Genomic DNA, 17665 nt, shown 5'->3' with positions numbered 1-17665 from the left:
CGGCGCGGGCATCGACCGCACGTCCGGGTGATCCAACCATGCCGGCTCCGGCGCTCCCTCTCTCCCGACCGCGCGGGCGGATCGAGGCCCGCACGCTGCTGTGGGTCCTCGCCGGCCTCTGCATCGCGACGATGAACGCCCCCCACGCGGTGTGGGAGACGATCCACCACCTGCGCGTCCCGGATACCGACGACGCCATGCGCCTCGTTGAAGTCCGCGACCTGCTGGCCGGCCAGGGCTGGTACGACAACGTCCAGTACCGCTTCCTGCCTCCGGGCGGCGTGCCGGGCCACTGGTCGCGCCTCGTCGACGCGCCCATCGCCGGCCTGATCCTGGTGCTCACGCCCCTGACGGGCCCCGCGCTCGCCGAGGGCCTGACGGCCGCACTCTGGCCGATGCTGCTCTTCGGGCTCTACGGCTGGCTGCTGTATCGCGGAGTCCGGCACAGCTTCGGCAGCGAGGCCGCACTCCTGGCCGTGATCGCGGCCACGCAGACTTTCGGTGTGACGATCCAGTTCCAGGCGGGGCGGGTCGATCATCACAACCTGCAGATCCTCTCGATCCTCGGTCTCGCCTTCTGCATGATCCGCGGGGGTTTGCGACCCGGCCTGATCGGCGGGATCCTGGCGGCGGGCTCGCTGGCGATCGGCCTCGAGGGCCTGCCCTTCGTCGCGCTGGCGGCCCTCTTTCTCACGGGTGAGTGGTGCCTGCGCGGACGCTCGGCCCTGCCGTCGCTGGCGGGCTTCGGCCTGGGCCTCGGCCTGGCCGCGCCCGTGCTGTTCGCCCTCCAGACGGCCCCCTCGCAGTGGGGGGGCACCCATTGCGACGCGCTCTCGCCGCCCTGGCTCTGGCTCACCCTGGGCGGCCTCGGCCTCGTCGCCGCAGCCGCCGCCGCGGGCGAGCGCCTCGCGACCGTATCGGCACGCCTCACCCTGGCGGGAATGGCGGGGACCATCCTGCTGGCCGGGTTCGCCGCCGCCTTCCCGTCCTGCCTCGACGGCCCGTTCCCCGACATGCCGGCCCTGGTGAGGATCCACTGGCTGCTCACGGTCAACGAGATGGCGCCGTTGGCAAAGTTCGTGGCCCGCGGCCAGTGGGAAGCGCTGGTCTTCTACCCCGTGGTGTTCCTCGCGGCGCTCACGGCCACCGGGATGGCGTGGCGCGGGCCCGACCGCCGGGCCTGGTCGGTGGTCGCGCTGTTCCTGTGGCCGGGACTGATCCTCGGCATCGCGCAGTTCCGCGGATTGTACATCGTCTCCGGCTTCGTGCCGCTGGTGGCGGGGGTAATCCTCGATCGAGCGCTGGCGCGGAAAGCCCTGCCGGCCGGGGAACGGCGCTGGCCCGCCGCGCTCCTCGGGGCCGCGATGATCAGCAGCCTCTGGATGATCCCCGCGCTCCTGGCGGAGATCCTGGCGCCCGGCCTGCGCACCGCGCCCGACGCGGCCGAGACCACCGCCTGCCTCGACGACGCCGCCGTCCGCCCCCTGGCGCGCCTGCCGGAAGGCACCGTGCTCGCACCGATCTTCATGGGGCCGTCGATCCTTCTCCGGACCCCGCACAGCATCGTCGCCGCGCCCTATCACCGCGCCATTCCCGGCCTCACGGCGGCCATCGTGGGATTGGGCGGCACAGAGGCCGACCTCGACCGGGTGCTCACGGCGTTCCACGTTCGCTACCTCGTGGCCTGCCCGGCACGGCCGGCCGAGAATCTGCAGGCGGAGACGGCTTACGCCACGCGACTCGCCGAGGGCGCGGCCCGGAGCGCGCGCCTCTTGCCGCTGGACGTGCCCGGCCCGCTCAAGGCCTGGCGCGTGGTGCCCTGACGATCAGAGCAGGCGGCGATCGAGGCGGATGATCCGGCAGGGATCGCCGGCGCGCGCGGCCGGCGCGTGCGGGGCGCGGAGCAGCAGGGCCTCGGACCGGCCGAGGACGGCGAGCATCGACGAATCCTGGCGCTGCTCGGCGGTCGCGACCGGCAGCCGGCCGGGCTCGAGGGCGAGGCTCGCCCGCATGTAGTCGGCCCGCCCGTCATTCTCCGGCATGTCGCGGCCGAGCGTGGCCGGCTCGCTCCGGTCGGCGCCCGCCCGCGGATCGCCCTGGAGCGCGCGGATCGCCGGCACCACGAACAGCAGCCCGCACACGATGGACGAGACCGGATTGCCCGGCAGCCCGATCACCAGCATGTCGCCGAGACGGCCGTGCATCAGCGGCTTGCCCGGCCGGAGGGCGACCCGCCAGAAGCCGAGCTCCAACCCCTCCTTGGCGAGCGCGGCCTGTACCAGATCGTGGTCGCCCACGGAGGCTCCTCCGAGGGTGACCAGCAGGTCGGCCCGCGCCGCGCGGGCGCGACGGAACGCGTCCGCCAGGGCGTCGTGGTCGTCCCCGGCGATGCCGAGATCGACGATGTCGGCGCCCGCCTCCGCGGCGAGTGCGCCGAGCGCGAGGCTGTTCGAGGCGACGATCTGGTCCCAGCCCGGCGTCGCGCCCGGCTCCACCAGCTCGTCGCCGGTGGCGAGGATCGCGACGCGCGGCCGGCGACGGACCGGGAGCCGCGGATGACCGGCCGCCGCGGCGAGCGCGAGGCGCCGCGCGTCGAGGCTCGTGCCGGCCGGGATCAGGGTCTGGCCCGCGGTGAAGTCGAGGCCGGCCCGGCGAATGAACCGTGCCGGCTCCACGGGCTCCAGGACCCGCACCGCGCCCGCCTCGGCGGCGGCGTCCTCCTGGATGAGGATCGCGTCCGCGCCCTCCGGAACCGGCGCGCCGGTGAAGATCCGGACCGCCTCACCCGCGCCGATGCGTCCCGGGAAGCCGTGGCCGGCCGCGCTGGTGCCGATGAGCCGCAGGGTCGCCCCGACCGCCGCGGCGTCGGCGCTGCGCACGGCGTAACCGTCCATGGCCGAGGCCGGAAACGGCGGCTGGGTCCGCGAGGCGACGACGTCGGCCGCGAGCGTCCGGCCGCCGGCCCGAGCCAGCGGGACGGTCTCGGCCTCGACCGGCGCGGCGACGCTCGCGAGCACCCGGGCCAGCGCCTCCGCGACCGGGATCAGGCCGCTCATTCCGCCGGTGCCCGGTAGGCGCCCGAGCGGCCGCCGTCCTTTGCGGTCAGCCGGATCCCCTCGATCCGCATGCCGCGATCGACCGCCTTCACCATGTCGTAGACCGTCAGGCAGGCCACCGAGACGGCGGTGAGCGCCTCCATCTCGACCCCGGTCGGTCCCTGGACCCGGACCTCGGCGGCGATGCGCAGGCCCGGGAGCGCGTCGTCGGGCTCGCACTCGACCCGCACCTTCGACAGCAGGAGCGGGTGACAGAGCGGGATCAGCTCGTGGGTGCGCTTGGCCGCCATGATGCCGGCGAGCCGGGCCGTGCCGATCACGTCGCCCTTCTTGGCGTCACCCTCGCGGATCAGCGCCAGCGTCTCGGGCCTCATCACGATCTGGCCTTCCGCCCGGGCGGTCCGGTCCGTGGCGGGCTTGTCGGTGACGTCGACCATGTTGGCCGCGCCGCTGGTGTCGAGATGGGTCAGCGTCGAGCCCGGCCGCATGCCTTACGCCTTCTTCCGCGGCTTGCCGCCCGTGGCCCCCGCGTCGCCGAACAGCAGGGCGCGGGCCGCTGCCGCGACGTCCGGCTGCCGCATCAGGCTCTCGCCGACCAAGACCACGCCGAGGCCGTTGTCCCGCAGGCGCGCCACGTCGGCGTGGCCGCCGATCCCGCTCTCGGCCACGGCGATCCGGTCCGCCGGGATCCCCGGCGCCAGCCGGATCGCGGTCTCGAACGAGACCTCGAAGGTCTTGAGGTTCCGGTTGTTGATGCCGATCAGCGCCGTGCCGAGGGTGATCGCCCGCGCGAGTTCGGCCTCGTCGTGCACCTCGACCAGGACGTCCATCCCGAGGAGGTGCGCCGTCTCGACCAGGGCCTCGGCCTCGTCGTCGTCGAGGCAGGCCATGATGACGAGGATGCAGTCGGCGCCCCAGGCCCGGGCCTCGTAGACCTGATAGGGCTCGAACAGGAAGTCCTTGCGCAGCACCGGCAGCCCGCAGGCCGCGCGCGCCGCCGTCAGGTACTCGGGACGCCCCTGGAACGAGGGCTCGTCGGTCAGCACCGACAGGCAGGTGGCGCCGCCGGCCTCGTAGGCGGCGGCGAGGGTCGCCGGATCGAAATCGGCGCGGATCAGGCCCTTCGACGGCGAGGCCTTCTTCACCTCGGCGATGAGCGCCGGGCGATCCGCGGCCAGATGGGCCCGGATCGCCGCCGCGAATCCGCGCACCGGCTCCGCCTGAGCGACCTTCCGCTCCAGCTTGGCGAGCGGCACGCGCAGCTTCGCCTCGGCGATCTCGCGGCGCTTGTAGGCCTCGATGCGGGCGAGGACGTTCGGCCGCTCGGTCGGGGTCCCGGCGCCGGTCTCCGGGGTCGCCTCGTGCGTCAGCGAGCTCATCGGCCCTCCTGCCCGTTGGAGTGGTCGTTCGAGGCCCGGACGAGGCGGGCGAGCGTCGCCCGGGCGGCCCCGGAATCGACGGCATCCTGCGCCTGCGCGACGCCGTCCGCCAGGGCCTGCGCGGCCCCCGCGACCACGAGCGCCGCCCCGGCGTTGAGGACCGCGATGTCCCGATAGGCGTTCCGCGCACCCGCCAGGACGGCCTCCAGGGACCGCGCGTTGTCGGCCGGGTCGCCGCCGCGCAGCTCCTCGGGCGCGCGCAGCGCCAGCCCGAATTCGCGCGGGTCGATGGTGAAGTGGGACAACCGGCCTTCGTCGAGGGCGACGACCTGCGTCGGGCCGGTGACGGTGATCTCGTCGAGCCCATCGGATCCGTGGACGGTCCAGACCCGGCGGCTGCCGAGTTCGGCCAGGACCCGCGTCAGCGGCTCCGCGAGGGCCGCCTGGGCGACGCCGAAGAGCTGGTAGCCCACGCCGGCCGGGTTGCTCAGCGGGCCGAGCAGGTTGAAGATCGTCCGCACGGGCAGCTCGGACCGGACCGCCGCGACGTGGCGCATCGCCGGGTGGTGAGCCTGCGCGAACAGGAAGCAGAGGCCGGCCTCGTCGAGGCAGCGGGCCTGCGCGGCGGGGTCGAGCCCGAGCCGGACGCCCAGAGCCGCGAGCACGTCGGCGGCGCCGGAGCGCGAGGTCGCCGCGCGGTTCCCGTGCTTCGCCACCGGCACGCCGCAGGCGGCCACGACGATCGCCGCCAGGGTCGAGACGTTCACGCTGCCGGAATGGTCGCCGCCGGTGCCGACGACGTCGACGGCGTTCTCCGGCGCCGCGACGCGCGTCATGCGCGCCCGCATGGCCTCGGCCGCGCCGACGATCTCCTCGACGCTCTCGCCGCGCACCTTGAGGGCGGTCAGGAAGGCGCCGGCCTGGACCGGCGTGACCTCGCCCGACAGCAGGTCGTCGAAGGCGGCGCGGGCCTCGGCGCGATCGAGGGCGAGGCCCCCGGCGACCTTCGCGAGATGGGGTCTGAAGCTGTCCATGAGTTCTTACGGAGGGCCGCCCCGGCCCCCGGCGTCAATGCACGTCGGCGCGCGTCCTGTCACGCGCCGTGTTCCAGGCGGCGGCGAGATCCAGGAAGTTCTTCACGATCTCCACGCCGTGCTGCGACCGGATGCTCTCGGGGTGGAACTGGACGCCGTGGAGCGGCCGGTCGGCGTGCTCCAGGCCCATGATCAGGCCGTCGGCCTCGGCGGTGACCCGCAGGGCCGTCGGGCAGGTCGCGCGGTCGACCACCAGGGAGTGGTAGCGGGTCGCCTCGAAGCTGTCGTTGAGGCCGCGGAACAGGCCGCGCGCGCCGTGCCGGATGGTCGAGACCTTGCCGTGGAGCGGCAGGGGCGCCCGCACGACGTCACCGCCGAAGGCCTGGCCGATCGCCTGGAGGCCGAGGCACACGCCGAAGATCGGGATCTCCTCGGACAGGTCGCGGACCACGTCGAGGCAGATGCCCGCCTCCGTCGGCGTGCACGGCCCGGGCGACAGCACGATCGCGTCGGGCGCCCTGGCGCGGATATCGGCGATCGTGAGCGCGTCGTTGCGCGCGACCTCGACCGCGCCGCAGAGCGGCCCGATCAGGTGCACGAGATTCCACGTGAAGGAATCGTAGTTGTCGATGACGAGGACGTTGGGCATCGCGGCGGCACGCTCGGGCATGCAGGCGATGTGACCGCTCGCACCCGCGCGGTCAACCGTCGGCGTCGGACGGCGGCGCAGCCGCGCGTCCGCCCTACTGCCCGCGCTTGGCCTGCGCGGCGAAGCGCACCGCCTCCTCGGCGGCTCGGAACAGCGCCTTGGCCTTGTTGACGCATTCCTGCTGCTCGGAGGCCGGGTCCGAATCGTAGACGATCCCCGCCCCGGCCTGGACGTGCATCGTCCCGTCCTTCACCACCGCGGTGCGCAGGACGATGCAGGTGTCCATCTCGCCACGCGCGCCGAAATAGCCGATGCAGCCCGCGTACGGCCCGCGCTTCTCGCGCTCTAGCTCGTCGATGATCTCCATGGCCCGCACCTTCGGGGCACCCGAGACCGTGCCGGCCGGAAATCCCGCGGCCAGAGCCTCCAGGGGATCGTGGCGCGGGTCGAGGTCACCCTCGACGTTCGACACGATGTGCATGACCTGGCTGTAGCGCTCGATGAAGAACGAGTCGGTCACCCGGACGCTGCCGATCCGCGACACCCGCCCGGCGTCGTTGCGGCCGAGATCGAGCAGCATCAGGTGCTCGGCCCGCTCCTTCGGATCGGCGAGCAGCTCCTCGGCCAGGGCGGCATCCTCGGCCGGGGTCGCGCCGCGGCGGCGCGTGCCGGCGATCGGGCGGACCGTGACTACCCCGTCCCGCACCCGCACCAGGATCTCCGGCGAGGAGCAGACGATCTGGAAATCCTCGAAATCGAGGTAGCACAGGAACGGCGCCGGGTTCGTCCGCCGCAGCGAGCGGTACAGGCTGAAGGCCGGCAGCGTGAACGGCGCCGAGAAGCGCTGGGACAGCACCACCTGGAACACGTCGCCCGCGACGATGTACTCCTTGGCGCGCGCCACCATGGCGAAGAAGTCGGCCGGCGGCGTGTTCGAGACCGGCTCGGGATGGGCGACCGCCGACAGGTCGACCCGCGCCTCGATCGGCAGCGGCCCCTCGAGGGCGGCGGCGACCCGGTCGACGCGCTGCAGCGCGTCCTCGTAGGCGGCCCGAGCCGCGACGCCTGGGCCGGGCCGGACCGGCGACACGACGGTGATGACGTCGCGGATGGAGTCGAAGACCACCATCACCCGGGGGCGCACAAGGATCGCGTCCGGCACGCCGAGCGGGTCCGGGTTCGGCTCCGGCAGCCGCTCCATGGCGCGGACCATGTCGTAGCCGAGATAGCCGAACAGGCCGGCGGCCATCGGCGGCAGGTTTTGGCCATCCGACTCGCCGATGGCGCTCTCGGCGATCAGGGCGCGCAGGCTCGCGAGCGGCGCCCGGGAATCCGGCTCGAACCGCGTGAGGTCTGCCCCGCGCGCGATCGCGGGCGCGCCCGCCCGGCAGCGCCAGATCAGGTCCGGATCGAGTCCGATCATCGAGTACCGGCCGCGGACAGCGCCGCCCTCGACCGATTCGAGCAGGAAGGCCGGCCCGGAATGGCCGGCGCGCAGCTTGAGGAACGCCGCGACCGGCGTCTCGAGGTCCGCGACGAGGCTTACCGCCACGAGGCTCGGCTGCCCGGCCTCGTAGCGCGCCGCGAAGGCCGCGTAATCGGGCGCTTCGGCCATGCCTCAGTACTCGCCGCCGATGGCGCGCCGCAGGGCCGCCGGGTCGACCTTCACGCCCGCGTTCTTCTGGACCTCGCTGATGTACTGGGACAGCACGTCATCGGCGAGCGCCGCCTGGAAGCTCTGCGTGATCTGCTTGTCGCTCGGGCTATCGGCCACGAAGGCCGGCACCGTCGCCGCCGTGACCTTGAAGACCGCGCGCGAATCGCCCGCGGCCGCCGTGCCGGCCTTGCCGACCGGGGTCGCGAAGATCAGGTTCACGACGTCCGCCGTGAGCATGTCCTTGGCCTGGTTGCGCGCGAGATCCTGCGCCTCCTGCAGGTTGACGCCGACCTCCTGGGCGGCCGCCTCCATGGTCTCGCCCTTGTTGATCTTCTCGACGAGCTCGCGACCCTTGGCCTGAAGGCGCTTGGCGATCTCGGTCGCGGTCCAGCCAGCCTTCACGCCGTCCTTGACCTGATCGAGGGGCTTGTCGTGGGCGGCGTCGATCCCGGTCACGTCGTACCAGACGTAGCCGCCGGTCTTGGTCCGCAGGGGCTCGTTGTCGCCGCCGATCTCGGCGCGGAACAGGGCCGGCAGGGTGGTCTCCGCATCGGGAATGTCGGTGACCCGCTGCCCGTCCGGTCCCTTGCCGTTGGCGTCCACGGCCTTCACGGTGACGATCTTGAGGCCGCGCTCCGCGGCGATGTCGGCGAGGGGCTTGGCGCCGGCGCGCTGGTCCTCAATCGCGTCGCGGGTGGTCTCCATGGCGTCGCGGGCACGGGCCAGGGCGAGGGCCTTGCGGATCTCTCCCTCCACCGCCTCGAACGGCTTCACCGTCCCGGCCTCGATCTTGGTCACGCGCAGCAGCACCGTGCCGAACCGGCCCTGGACCGGCTGGCTCACGCCGCCCTCCGGCAGCGCGAAGGCGGCGTCGGCGACGGCCTTGTCGAACAGCTCGCTCTTGGTCAGCGTGCCGAGGGTCAGGTCCTTCTCGTCGGTGCCGCGCTCGGCCGCCACCGCGTCGAAGGTCTTGGAGCCGTCCGTAATCGCCTTGCGGGCCGCCTCGGCGGCGGCCGCGTCGGGGAACACGATCTGCTGGATGGTGCGCTTCTCGGGCGTGCCGTAGCGGTCCTTGTTCAGCGCGTAGGCGGCGCGGGCGTCGGCCTCCGTGATCGCGTCGGGCTTCGCCATCGCCTCGGGCTCGACCACGAGGAGGTTGACCGACCGGAATTCCGGCGCCCGGAAGCCGGACTTGTTGGCCTCGTACCAAGTCTTGAGCTCGTCGTCCGTCGGATCGGGGATCTGGCCGGCCACCGAAGGGGTCAGCATCAGGTAGGCGGCCGCGCGGCGCTCGGTGGTGTAGCGGTGAACGGCTTCGCGCATGGCGAGCGGCACGTGCAGGTCCGACGACACGGCCTCGGCCAGCTGAAGGCGGGCGATCACCGAGCGCTGCTCGCGCACGAACAGGCCCTCGTTGAGGCCGGCGCGCTGCAGGGTCTGGTAGAAGAGCTGCGGCTCGAACTGACCCTGCTGGTTCTGGAAGCTCTTCTCCTCGTGGATCGCCTTGATCACCGAGGCATCCGGCACGGCGAGGCCGAGATCGTGGGTCTTCTGATCGAGGGCGGCCTCGGTGATCAGCTGCGACATCACCTGCCGGTCCAGACCGAGCATCCGCGCCTGATCGGGCGTGAGCGGACGCTTCAGCTGCGTCTGATAGCGCTGGAGCTGGTTCTGGTAGGCTTGGCGCACCTGCTCGGCGGTGATCGGCGTGCTGCCGACCGTGGCCACCTTGTTGCTCGCGCCGCCGCGGAAGAACTCCTCGACCCCGAAGATGCCGACACCGGCGATCAGCAGCGTGAAGATGATCGTCAAGACGATCTTGCCGAGCCAGTGCTGGCTGGCGTTGCGGATGCCCTGAAGCATGGTCTGTGATCGAGTACCTTCGGCAGCCGCCCCGTCACCGGGCCGGCGCTGTCCCTGAGAGCCGACCGCGATAGACCATTCGCGTCCACAGGCAAAGGCTCGGGCACGCCGGGCCGTTTGCACGCTCAAGCTCGCTCTGGTAGGCCGCGGCAACTTCGGAAACGCCGCGACGGAGCGAGGGCAGGAATGACGCAGTCTGGGCGCAGGCCGCTTGTCGCCGGCAACTGGAAGATGAACGGGACCCGGTCATCCATCCAGGTGGTCGAAGCGATTCGCGACGGGCTGTCGCCGGACCTCGCGTCCCGCATCGACGTGCTGATCTGCCCGCCCGCGACGCTGATCGGATCCTGCGTGGCGGCAGCGGCCGGATCGCCGATCGCGATCGGCGGCCAGAACCTGCATGCCCGCCCGAGCGGCGCCTTCACGGGCTCGATCTCGGCCGAGATGCTCGCCGACCTCGGCGCCAAGTACGTGATCGTCGGCCATTCCGAGCGCCGGGCCTACCACCACGAGACCGACGACGGGGTCCACGCGAAGGCGCTGGGCGCCCGGCGCGCGGGCCTGTGCGGGATCATCTGCGTCGGCGAGACGATCGAGGAGCGCGAGCAGGGGCGCGCCCTCGACATCGTCCGCGCCCAGCTCGCCATCGGCCTGCCGAAGGGCGCGACCGCGGCCGACACGGTGATCGCCTACGAGCCGGTCTGGGCGATCGGCTCGGGGAGGACGCCGACGCCGCGCGACATCGCCGAGGTCCACGCCTCCCTGCGGGAGATGCTCGACAAGCTCGTGGGCGACGAGGCGCAGAAGATCCGCATCCTCTACGGCGGCTCGGTGAAGCCCGGGAACGCCAAGGAACTCCTGTCGGTGGACAACGTCGACGGCGCGCTCGTGGGCGGCGCCAGCCTCGTGGCGGAAGATTTCCTGGGGATCTGCGCCGCCTACGCCTGAGCGCGCAGCCGCCGTTAGGCCCGGGTGCGGCGCTCGCGCGCCCGGGTTGTCAGATCTTGAAGGCCTGCCGGGCGAGCAGCCGCCAGCGGCCGCCGTCGCTGTGCCAGACCTGCATCACGCCGATATGCACCGGTGACGTCTTGCCGACCGAGACCACCTCGCCGGTGAAGATGTGGCGCGCGATCGCGTCGTCGCCGACCACCGAGACGGACCGGTCCGACAGGGTGATGTTTGGGAAGGCCGAGCGCCTGCTGGTCAGCGTCTCGATGAAGGCCGTCTTGTCCTGCACCTGACCGCTGGAATGGCCGTAGCTCAGCCCGTCGAGGACCAGGGCGTCGAGGGCCGGCCCGTCCGCCGACAGAAGGGCCCTGGTGAGGGCGTCGACCGCCTGTTCCACGGCGGCGCCCTGAGCGGCATCGGATCCGCCCGCGGAGCCCGGGCCCGAGCAAATCAGGACGGGCACGGCGATGGCGGCGGCGGCGAGCGCCGCGCGGCGGGACACGGACATGGCTAGCCTCCCGGACCGAGCGGCGCGTTCGGTAGGCCGCCCTTCCCCGACAGAGAGCACGATGCGCGGCCGAAGGCGAGGGTCGAAGCGGACAGCCGGCCGCTCGCGTCAGGTTGGCGACGGGCGACCGGTGGTGTATGTCGTCGCCGAATTCCGGCCGGTCCGCCCGAAGCGTCGCCCCCGAAGCTCTCGCCGCACGCCCCCGTGCCCGGGAGGTTCGTGAACGATCGCGGGCCCCGGCCCTCGTGCGTTCGTCTTCCGGTGCCCGCTGCCGGCGCGCGGCGCTGAAGAAGACTCCGGAACACCGATGCAGACCGTCCTGATCGTCGTCCACCTCATCATCGTGCTCGCGCTGATCGGCGTCGTGCTGCTCCAGCGCTCCGAGGGTGGCCTCGGGCTCGGCGGTGGCGGCGGTGGCGGCGTCGGCGGATTCATGACCGGCCGCGGTCAGGCCAACGCCCTGACGCGGGCCACCGCGATCCTGGCGGCCCTGTTCTTCACGACCAGCATGGTCCTCGCCATCCTGTCGCATCGCTCGGCGGCGCCCAAGTCGATCCTCGACACCGGCGCGCCGCAGACGTCCGGCCAGCCGGCCAAGCAGCCGACCGGTGCCGACAACCTGCTCGACACGCTGCGCCAGCAGCAGGACCGGGCGCCCGCGAACGCTCCGGCCCAGTCGGCCCCGGCCCCCGCGCAGCCGGCGGTTCCGGAAGCGCCGCAGTCGCGCTGACGGCGCGCGCCGCGGGCGGCGCAGCGTCCGACCCTTGTCCCGACGGACCGGCGCTCGGCCGGTCCACGCCATGCGTCGCGCGATCCCCAGCCCATGCACCGGCCGGGGCCTCCGCCGTTTGGCAAATGCCAGCAGCTTCTTTATGGACCGAGGCCCATGACGCGGTACGTTTTCATCACCGGCGGCGTGGTTTCCTCTCTCGGCAAGGGCCTCGCCTCGGCTGCCCTGGCGGCGGTCCTTCAGGCCCGCGGCTACCGGGTCCGGATGCGCAAGCTCGACCCCTACCTCAACGTCGATCCGGGCACGATGAGCCCGACGCAGCACGGCGAGGTGTTCGTCACCGACGACGGCGCCGAGACCGACCTCGACCTCGGGCATTACGAGCGCTTCACCGGCGTCCCGGCGAGCCGGGCGGACAACATCACCACGGGCCGCATCTACCAGGACATCATCGCCAAGGAGCGGCGCGGCGACTACCTCGGCGCCACGATTCAGGTGATCCCGCACGTCACCAACGCGATCAAGGACTTCGTCCTCGACGGCAACGACAGCTTCGACTTCGTGCTGGTGGAGATCGGCGGCACGGTCGGCGACATCGAGGGCCTGCCGTTCTTCGAGGCGATCCGGCAGCTCGGCCAGGAACTGCCGCGGGGCACCTGCTGCTACGTCCACCTGACGCTGCTGCCCTACATCCCGTCCGCCGGCGAGCTGAAGACCAAGCCGACGCAGCACTCCGTGAAGGAGTTGCGCTCGATCGGCATTCAGCCCGACATCCTGCTCTGCCGCTGCGACCGGCCGATCCCGATGGACGAGCGGCGCAAGCTCGCGCTGTTCTGCAACGTCCGCCAGACCGCGGTGATCGAGGCGCTCGACGTGGCCTCGATCTACGAGGTGCCGCTCTCCTACCGGACCGCCGGCCTGGACCGCGAGGTGCTCGGCCATTTCGGCCTAGAGCACGGCGAGGAGCCGGATCTCGGCCGCTGGCAGACCATCGCGGAGCGCGTGCGCAATCCCGAGGGCGAGGTCTCGATCGCCATCGTGGGTAAGTACACGGGGCTGAAGGACGCCTACAAGTCGCTGACCGAGGCGCTGACCCACGGCGGCATCAGCCACCGGGTGAAGGTCAACCTCGAGTGGATCGAGGCCGAGGTGTTCGAGCGCGAGGATCCGGCGCCCTTCCTCGAGGGTCTCAACGGGATCCTGGTCCCGGGCGGCTTCGGCCAGCGCGGGGCCGAGGGCAAGATCCGCGCGGCCCGCTACGCCCGCGAGAAGCGCATCCCCTACCTCGGCATCTGCTTCGGCATGCAGATGGCGGTGATCGAGGCCGCCCGCTCGCTGGCCGGGATGCCGGAGGCGAATTCGACGGAGTTCGGCGAGACCGCCGAGCCGGTGGTCGGCCTGCTCACCGAGTGGCTGCGCGGCAACGAGCTGGAGCGGCGCGCCGCGGCCGGCGACCTCGGCGGCACGATGCGGCTCGGCGCCTACGAGGCGAAGCTCGACCCCGAGTCGAAGATCGCCCAGATCTACGGGTCCGAGCAGATCTCGGAGCGGCACCGCCACCGCTACGAGGTCAACATGGCCTATCGCGAGCGGCTGGAGGCCAAGGGCCTGCGCTTCTCCGGCGTCTCGCCCGACGGCCTGCTGCCCGAGACCGTGGAGCATGTCGGGCACCCGTGGTTCATCGGCGTGCAGTTCCACCCGGAGCTGAAGTCGCGCCCGTTCGAGCCGCACCCGCTGTTCAAGGGGTTCGTCGGCGCCGCGATCGAGCAGAGCCGCCTGGTCTGAGGCCGCGGCGGCGCGCCGCTGCTCGCGCGGCGCCCCGCGGCCCTATATCCTCGGTGCCGTGACCGAGATCCTCTTCTACCACATGCAGCGGCAGCCCCTGGAGAAGGTGCTGCCGAACCTCGTCGAGCGCTCGCTGGACCGCGGCTGGCAGGCCGCGATCCAGGCGGCCAGCGAGGAACGGCTGCAGGCGCTCGACGACCACCTCTGGACCTATTCCGACGAGAGCTTCCTGCCGCACGGCACCGACCGCGAGCCCGACGCCGCGAGTCAGCCGGTGGTGCTCACGCTCCGGGACGTGAATCCCAACACGGCCTCGATCCGCTTCCTCGTGGAGGGCGCCGACCTGCCGCCCGACGCCGGGCAGTACGAGCGGATCTGCATCCTGTTCGACGGGACCGATCAGGACGCCCTCCTGCGCGCCCGCGAGCAGTGGAAACAGGCCAAGGACGCCGGCCACGCGGTGGCCTACTGGCAGCAGGACGATACCGGACGCTGGAACAAGAAGGCTTGATGGTGCCCCTCCACGGACGTCTCGCGCGCGCCGCGCTCGCCCTCACCCTGGCTGTCGCCGCACCCGCCGGCACCCTGGCCCAGGACGCGCCGCATCCGCATCCCGCGGAGAGCAAGCCGGCGCCGCGCGGCCCGGAGGGGCGCCGCCTCCCGCCCGATTCGACGACGAGGCAGAGCGTCACGCTGCCGGACGGCCGGACCCTCGACTTCACCGCCACGGCCGGCAGCCTGCCCCTCGTCGACGAGGCGGGAAAGCTCCAGGCCGAGATCGCCTACGTCGCCTACACGATGGCGCCGCAGGCCGGCCGCGAGCGGCCCGTCACCTTCGCGGTCAACGGCGGCCCGGGCGCCGCGTCGGCCTATCTCAACATCGGGGCGATCGGGCCCTGGCGGCTGCCGGTCGGCGGCGACAGCATCAGCCCGTCGCAGCCGGTGACGCTGACGCCCAACGACGGGACGTGGCTGGGCTTCACCGACCTCGTCTTCATCGACCCCGTGGGCACCGGCTACAGCCGGGCCGCGGACGGGAACGGCAAGGCCTACTGGTCGATCGATTCGGACGCCTCGACCCTGGCGGCGACCATCGCCCGCTACCTGCGCGTCAACGACCGGATGGCGAGCCCGAAATTCTTCGTCGGCGAGAGCTACGGCGGATTCCGCGGCCCGCTGATCGCCGAGAAGCTCCAGGAGGAGATCGGCGTCGGCCTCTCCGGCATGGTGCTGCTCTCGCCGGTGCTCGATTTCGCGTGGCTGGAGACGCCGCGGGCCAACCCCTGGGGCTACGTGCTGAAGCTGCCCTCGCTGGCGGCCGGCGCCCTGGAGCGGGCCGGCACGGTGCCGACGCCCACCCTTCTCGGCGACGCGGAGGCGTACGCCACCGGTCCGTACCTGAGCGATCTGCTGAAGGGGCCGAGCGATGCGGCGGCCGTCGCCCGGATGACCGAGAAGGTCGCGCCCCTGGTCGGCCTCGACCCCGCCCTGGTGCGCGCGCAGGCGGCGCGCCTCTCGACCCGCAGCGTCCAGCGCGAGATCGACCGCGCCGAGGGCCGCGTGACCAGCGCCTACGACACCGGCATCACCGGCTGGGACCCGAACCCGGACGCCGCCCAGTCGAGCTTCGAGGACCCCCAGCTCACGGCCCTCCAGGCGCCGCTGACCAGCGCGATGCTCGACCTCTACGCGCGCGCGCTGAAGTGGCCGGTGACCAACATGCGCTACGAGCTCCTGAACAACGCGGTCAATCGCGGCTGGAGCTGGGGCTCGGGCCGGCAGGCCCCGGAGGTCCTGTCGAACCTCAAGGGCGACCTCGCGCTCGACGGGCACCTGCGCGTCCTCGTGGCGCACGGCTACACCGACCTGGTGACGCCCTACTTCGCCTCGAAGCTCCTGCTCGCGCAGGTCCCCGCCTACGCGGCCGGACGCCTGAGCCTCGCGGTCTATCCGGGCGGGCACATGTTCTACACGCGCCCGGACTCGCGCGCCGCGTTCAGGGCGGACGTCGAGCGGATGTACACGGACGCCCTGAAGGTGCGCGACGCCGGCCCGACCCGTCCGGCCGGCGCCCCCGCCGAGCATCTCAGGACCGCGCCGTGACGCTCCCCGCCCGCCTGGCCATTCACGCGTCGTCGAAGGCGAGGGCTTCGGCCGGGTAATCGACCATCGTCCGGCGCTGCGCGTCGGTGTTCTGCCACTCCCCGACCTTCATGTAGCGGCCCTCGAGATCGCGGACCTCGACCACCTTCCCGATGGTGGGGATCGACTGGAAGCCCTGCGGCCAGTTCGACGCGAAATAGAAGACCTGCTCGACGTGGTCCGAGAGGTGGCAGATCCCCGGTCCGAAGGTTCCCAGCCCGAACACGAGGTAGCGGCCGTTCACCAGGGCCGCGACGTCGGAGATCAGCGACTCGCTCTGGATCTCCACCGGCAGGCCGCGTCGCGCCGCGTAGGCCTCCACCTCGGCGATGACCGGGTTCAGCCTGTTCTCGAAGACGAGCTTGACCGAGCGGATCCGGCCCTCGGCCAGCAGCCGGTCGATGACCATCCGGTAGAATGCGAGGGGCGGTTGCGGGTAGTGCGGATCGACCCAGGTGCTGAAGATGTCGCCCGAGCGGATGTGGATCAGGAGCTGGTCGTCGGGCTTGGCCGGGAAGGTCCTGGGCAGGCCGTTGAACAGCGGCCGGATCACGCTCTGCACGATCGCGCGCGAATCCGTCGGTCCCCGCAGCGCGGTCACGCGCTCGAACTGCGTCGGGTCGAAGTACAGACCCGACAGGAAGTAGCCGTCCGGCGGCAGCGGTTCGTCCGGCGGGATGAAGGTGATGCCGTCGCAGGTCAGCCGCTCGGTCAGGAAGATCACCTTGCTGCGGTCGACCTTGGGGACCTTGATGTATTTCAGGTTGAGCGCCTTCGCGACCGACACCGCGATGATGTACTGGACGAGGCAGTTGCCGAAGGCGCCGTTCTCGAACAGCGACAGACCGACGAGGGCGCGGCTCGCGCGGTCGGGCGCCGATTGGAGATTGTAGGTGACGTAGACGTTGGCCCCGGACTTCTCGTTCAGGAGCGTCACGTCGAGGCCGAGCATCGCCCGGAGGGCGATCAGGTCGACGGCGGCCTCTTCGGCGCGGACGGCAACGGGGACGATCCGGGCCGGCTCCGGCGCGGCGACCCGCACCGCGCGCGCCCAGGCCCGCTCGTCGGGGACGATGGCGGCCACGAGGGCGTCCGGGGTCGCGCTCCAGCCGGCGAGGTCCGGCTCGATCCACGTCGCGCCGTCCTGCGAGACCGCCACGGCGACGTCGCCGGGTTCCGGAGGGACCACCCCTCCCCCCGGTCGCAGGGCGACGGAGTGGATCGGGAAACGGCCGCCGAGATCGACTTCGAGCCACCTCGTACCCGCGTCCGATACGATCCGCGGGTCTCGGCCGGCCGCCAGATCGACGAGGACCGGGGTCGGATCGTCTGTCAGGGCCATCGGGTCTCCGGGAGCTTACCGCCCGCGCCGGGCGGGTGTCGGGTGCGGCGGTGCCTGCTCCGGGGCGCGGCCGTCAAGCCCGTCCGTGCCGCGGCGCGGCGCGGGAATCGGCCGCGATCCGGCGTCGCTCCGTTGTGTCCCGGCGGTCATGCGTCTACAACGACCGGGTGACGGTGCCCCGGCGACGGGGTGAAAAGGGAATGCGGTGAGGGGTCCGAGGCCCCGATTCCGCGGCTGCCCCCGCAACTGTGAGCGGCGAGCGCCCGCCAAGCGCCACCGGAGCGATCCGGGAAGGCGGCGGGCGCGCCGAGCCGCGAGCCAGGAGACCTGCCGTCACGACAGGATCCCGCAATGCCGCCGGTGGGGCGGCTGGAGACACTGCTGATGACGACCCAAACCCTCGCCCCCGTCGCCGCCGGCACCCGCGCGTCGGAGCGCCCGATCGCCGTCGCGCTCGCGGCCGTGCTGGGCCTCGGCCTGCTGTTCATGGCGGGCTTCTCGCCGGCGATCGCGCTCCACAACGCGGCGCACGATTTCCGACACACCCAGAACTTCCCCTGCCACTGACGTCC

General features: G+C 72.2%; 16 protein-coding genes and 1 riboswitch. Of the genes, 7 read left to right on the top strand and 9 right to left on the bottom strand.

Annotated features, from left to right (window positions below):
• Positions 1-38 precede the first annotated feature (38 nt).
• A complete protein-coding gene (locus ME121_RS04280; RefSeq protein WP_059408410.1) occupies positions 39-1823 on the top strand; it encodes a hypothetical protein in 1785 nt (594 codons plus the stop codon).
• Positions 1824-1826: 3 nt separating this feature from the next.
• Here ME121_RS04280 and ME121_RS04275 read toward each other — a convergent pair whose 3' ends face one another.
• The 7 genes from ME121_RS04275 to ME121_RS04245 all read right to left on the bottom strand — a co-directional run bounded on the left by ME121_RS04275 (position 1827) and on the right by ME121_RS04245 (position 9638).
• Positions 1827-3056, bottom strand: coding sequence for a molybdopterin molybdotransferase MoeA (locus ME121_RS04275; RefSeq protein ID WP_059408409.1), 1230 nt, complete (start codon positions 3054-3056; stop codon positions 1827-1829).
• Entirely contained in the window at positions 3053-3544 is a 492-nt protein-coding gene (moaC, locus tag ME121_RS04270) for a cyclic pyranopterin monophosphate synthase MoaC (protein WP_024829527.1), read from the bottom strand. Before moaC ends, ME121_RS04275 begins: the two co-directional genes overlap by 4 nt.
• Before the next feature lie 3 nt (positions 3545-3547).
• A complete protein-coding gene (gene trpC, locus ME121_RS04265) occupies positions 3548-4435 on the bottom strand; it encodes an indole-3-glycerol phosphate synthase TrpC (protein WP_059408408.1) in 888 nt (295 codons plus the stop codon).
• On the bottom strand, positions 4432-5469 hold the full coding sequence (gene trpD / locus ME121_RS04260) for an anthranilate phosphoribosyltransferase (protein WP_059408407.1): 1038 nt from the start codon (positions 5467-5469) through the stop codon (positions 4432-4434). Before trpD ends, trpC begins: the two co-directional genes overlap by 4 nt.
• A gap of 34 nt (positions 5470-5503) precedes the next feature.
• Positions 5504-6118 carry an anthranilate synthase component II gene (locus ME121_RS04255; RefSeq protein WP_059408406.1) on the bottom strand — a complete coding sequence of 205 codons (615 nt, stop codon included), beginning with the start codon at positions 6116-6118 and terminating at the stop codon, positions 5504-5506.
• Positions 6119-6212: 94 nt separating this feature from the next.
• A complete protein-coding gene (trpE, locus tag ME121_RS04250; RefSeq protein ID WP_029357785.1) occupies positions 6213-7733 on the bottom strand; it encodes an anthranilate synthase component I in 1521 nt (506 codons plus the stop codon).
• Between the two features lie 3 nt (positions 7734-7736).
• Entirely contained in the window at positions 7737-9638 is a 1902-nt protein-coding gene (locus ME121_RS04245) for a peptidylprolyl isomerase (RefSeq protein ID WP_043074028.1), read from the bottom strand.
• 186 nt (positions 9639-9824) lie between these two features.
• Here ME121_RS04245 and tpiA point away from each other — a divergent pair, with 186 nt between their 5' ends.
• Positions 9825-10586: a triose-phosphate isomerase gene (gene tpiA / locus ME121_RS04240; protein WP_012320051.1), complete on the top strand. Its 762-nt coding sequence runs from the start codon at positions 9825-9827 to the stop codon at positions 10584-10586.
• Between the two features lie 49 nt (positions 10587-10635).
• On the opposite strand, the gene ME121_RS04235 is transcribed toward tpiA, so the two are convergent.
• The gene (locus ME121_RS04235) at positions 10636-11094 is read right to left on the bottom strand and encodes a nuclear transport factor 2 family protein (RefSeq protein WP_012320052.1); all 459 of its coding nucleotides are present in this window, start codon (positions 11092-11094) and stop codon (positions 10636-10638) included.
• Positions 11095-11401: 307 nt separating this feature from the next.
• Here ME121_RS04235 and secG point away from each other — a divergent pair, with 307 nt between their 5' ends.
• The 4 genes from secG to ME121_RS04215 all read left to right on the top strand — a co-directional run bounded on the left by secG (position 11402) and on the right by ME121_RS04215 (position 15712).
• Entirely contained in the window at positions 11402-11824 is a 423-nt protein-coding gene (secG, locus tag ME121_RS04230) for a preprotein translocase subunit SecG (RefSeq protein WP_024829522.1), read from the top strand.
• 156 nt (positions 11825-11980) lie between these two features.
• On the top strand, positions 11981-13609 hold the full coding sequence (gene pyrG / locus ME121_RS04225) for a CTP synthase (protein ID WP_012320054.1): 1629 nt from the start codon (positions 11981-11983) through the stop codon (positions 13607-13609).
• Between the two features lie 58 nt (positions 13610-13667).
• Positions 13668-14120 carry a DNA polymerase III subunit chi gene (locus ME121_RS04220; RefSeq protein ID WP_012320055.1) on the top strand — a complete coding sequence of 151 codons (453 nt, stop codon included), beginning with the start codon at positions 13668-13670 and terminating at the stop codon, positions 14118-14120.
• Entirely contained in the window at positions 14120-15712 is a 1593-nt protein-coding gene (locus ME121_RS04215) for a S10 family peptidase (protein WP_059408405.1), read from the top strand. The genes ME121_RS04220 and ME121_RS04215 overlap by 1 nt, the downstream gene beginning before the upstream one ends.
• A 22-nt stretch (positions 15713-15734) precedes the next feature.
• Here the strand turns inward: ME121_RS04215 and ME121_RS04210 are convergent, their stop codons facing one another.
• The gene (locus tag ME121_RS04210; protein WP_059408404.1) at positions 15735-17093 is read right to left on the bottom strand and encodes a coagulation factor 5 8 type domain-containing protein; all 1359 of its coding nucleotides are present in this window, start codon (positions 17091-17093) and stop codon (positions 15735-15737) included.
• 154 nt (positions 17094-17247) lie between these two features.
• Positions 17248-17442: riboswitch (cobalamin riboswitch) on the top strand.
• 35 nt (positions 17443-17477) lie between these two features.
• Here ME121_RS04210 and ME121_RS04205 point away from each other — a divergent pair.
• Complete coding sequence (locus ME121_RS04205) at positions 17478-17660, top strand: CbtB domain-containing protein (RefSeq protein WP_024829520.1); 183 nt, start codon at positions 17478-17480, stop codon at positions 17658-17660.
• The last annotated feature ends 5 nt before the right edge of the window (positions 17661-17665 follow it).

Source organism: Methylobacterium sp. ME121, assembly GCF_000974725.1.
Taxonomy (GTDB): domain Bacteria; phylum Pseudomonadota; class Alphaproteobacteria; order Rhizobiales; family Beijerinckiaceae; genus Methylobacterium; species Methylobacterium radiotolerans.
Note: the sequence above shows the minus strand (reverse complement) of the source record. Positions and strands in the feature narration are given on the sequence as shown.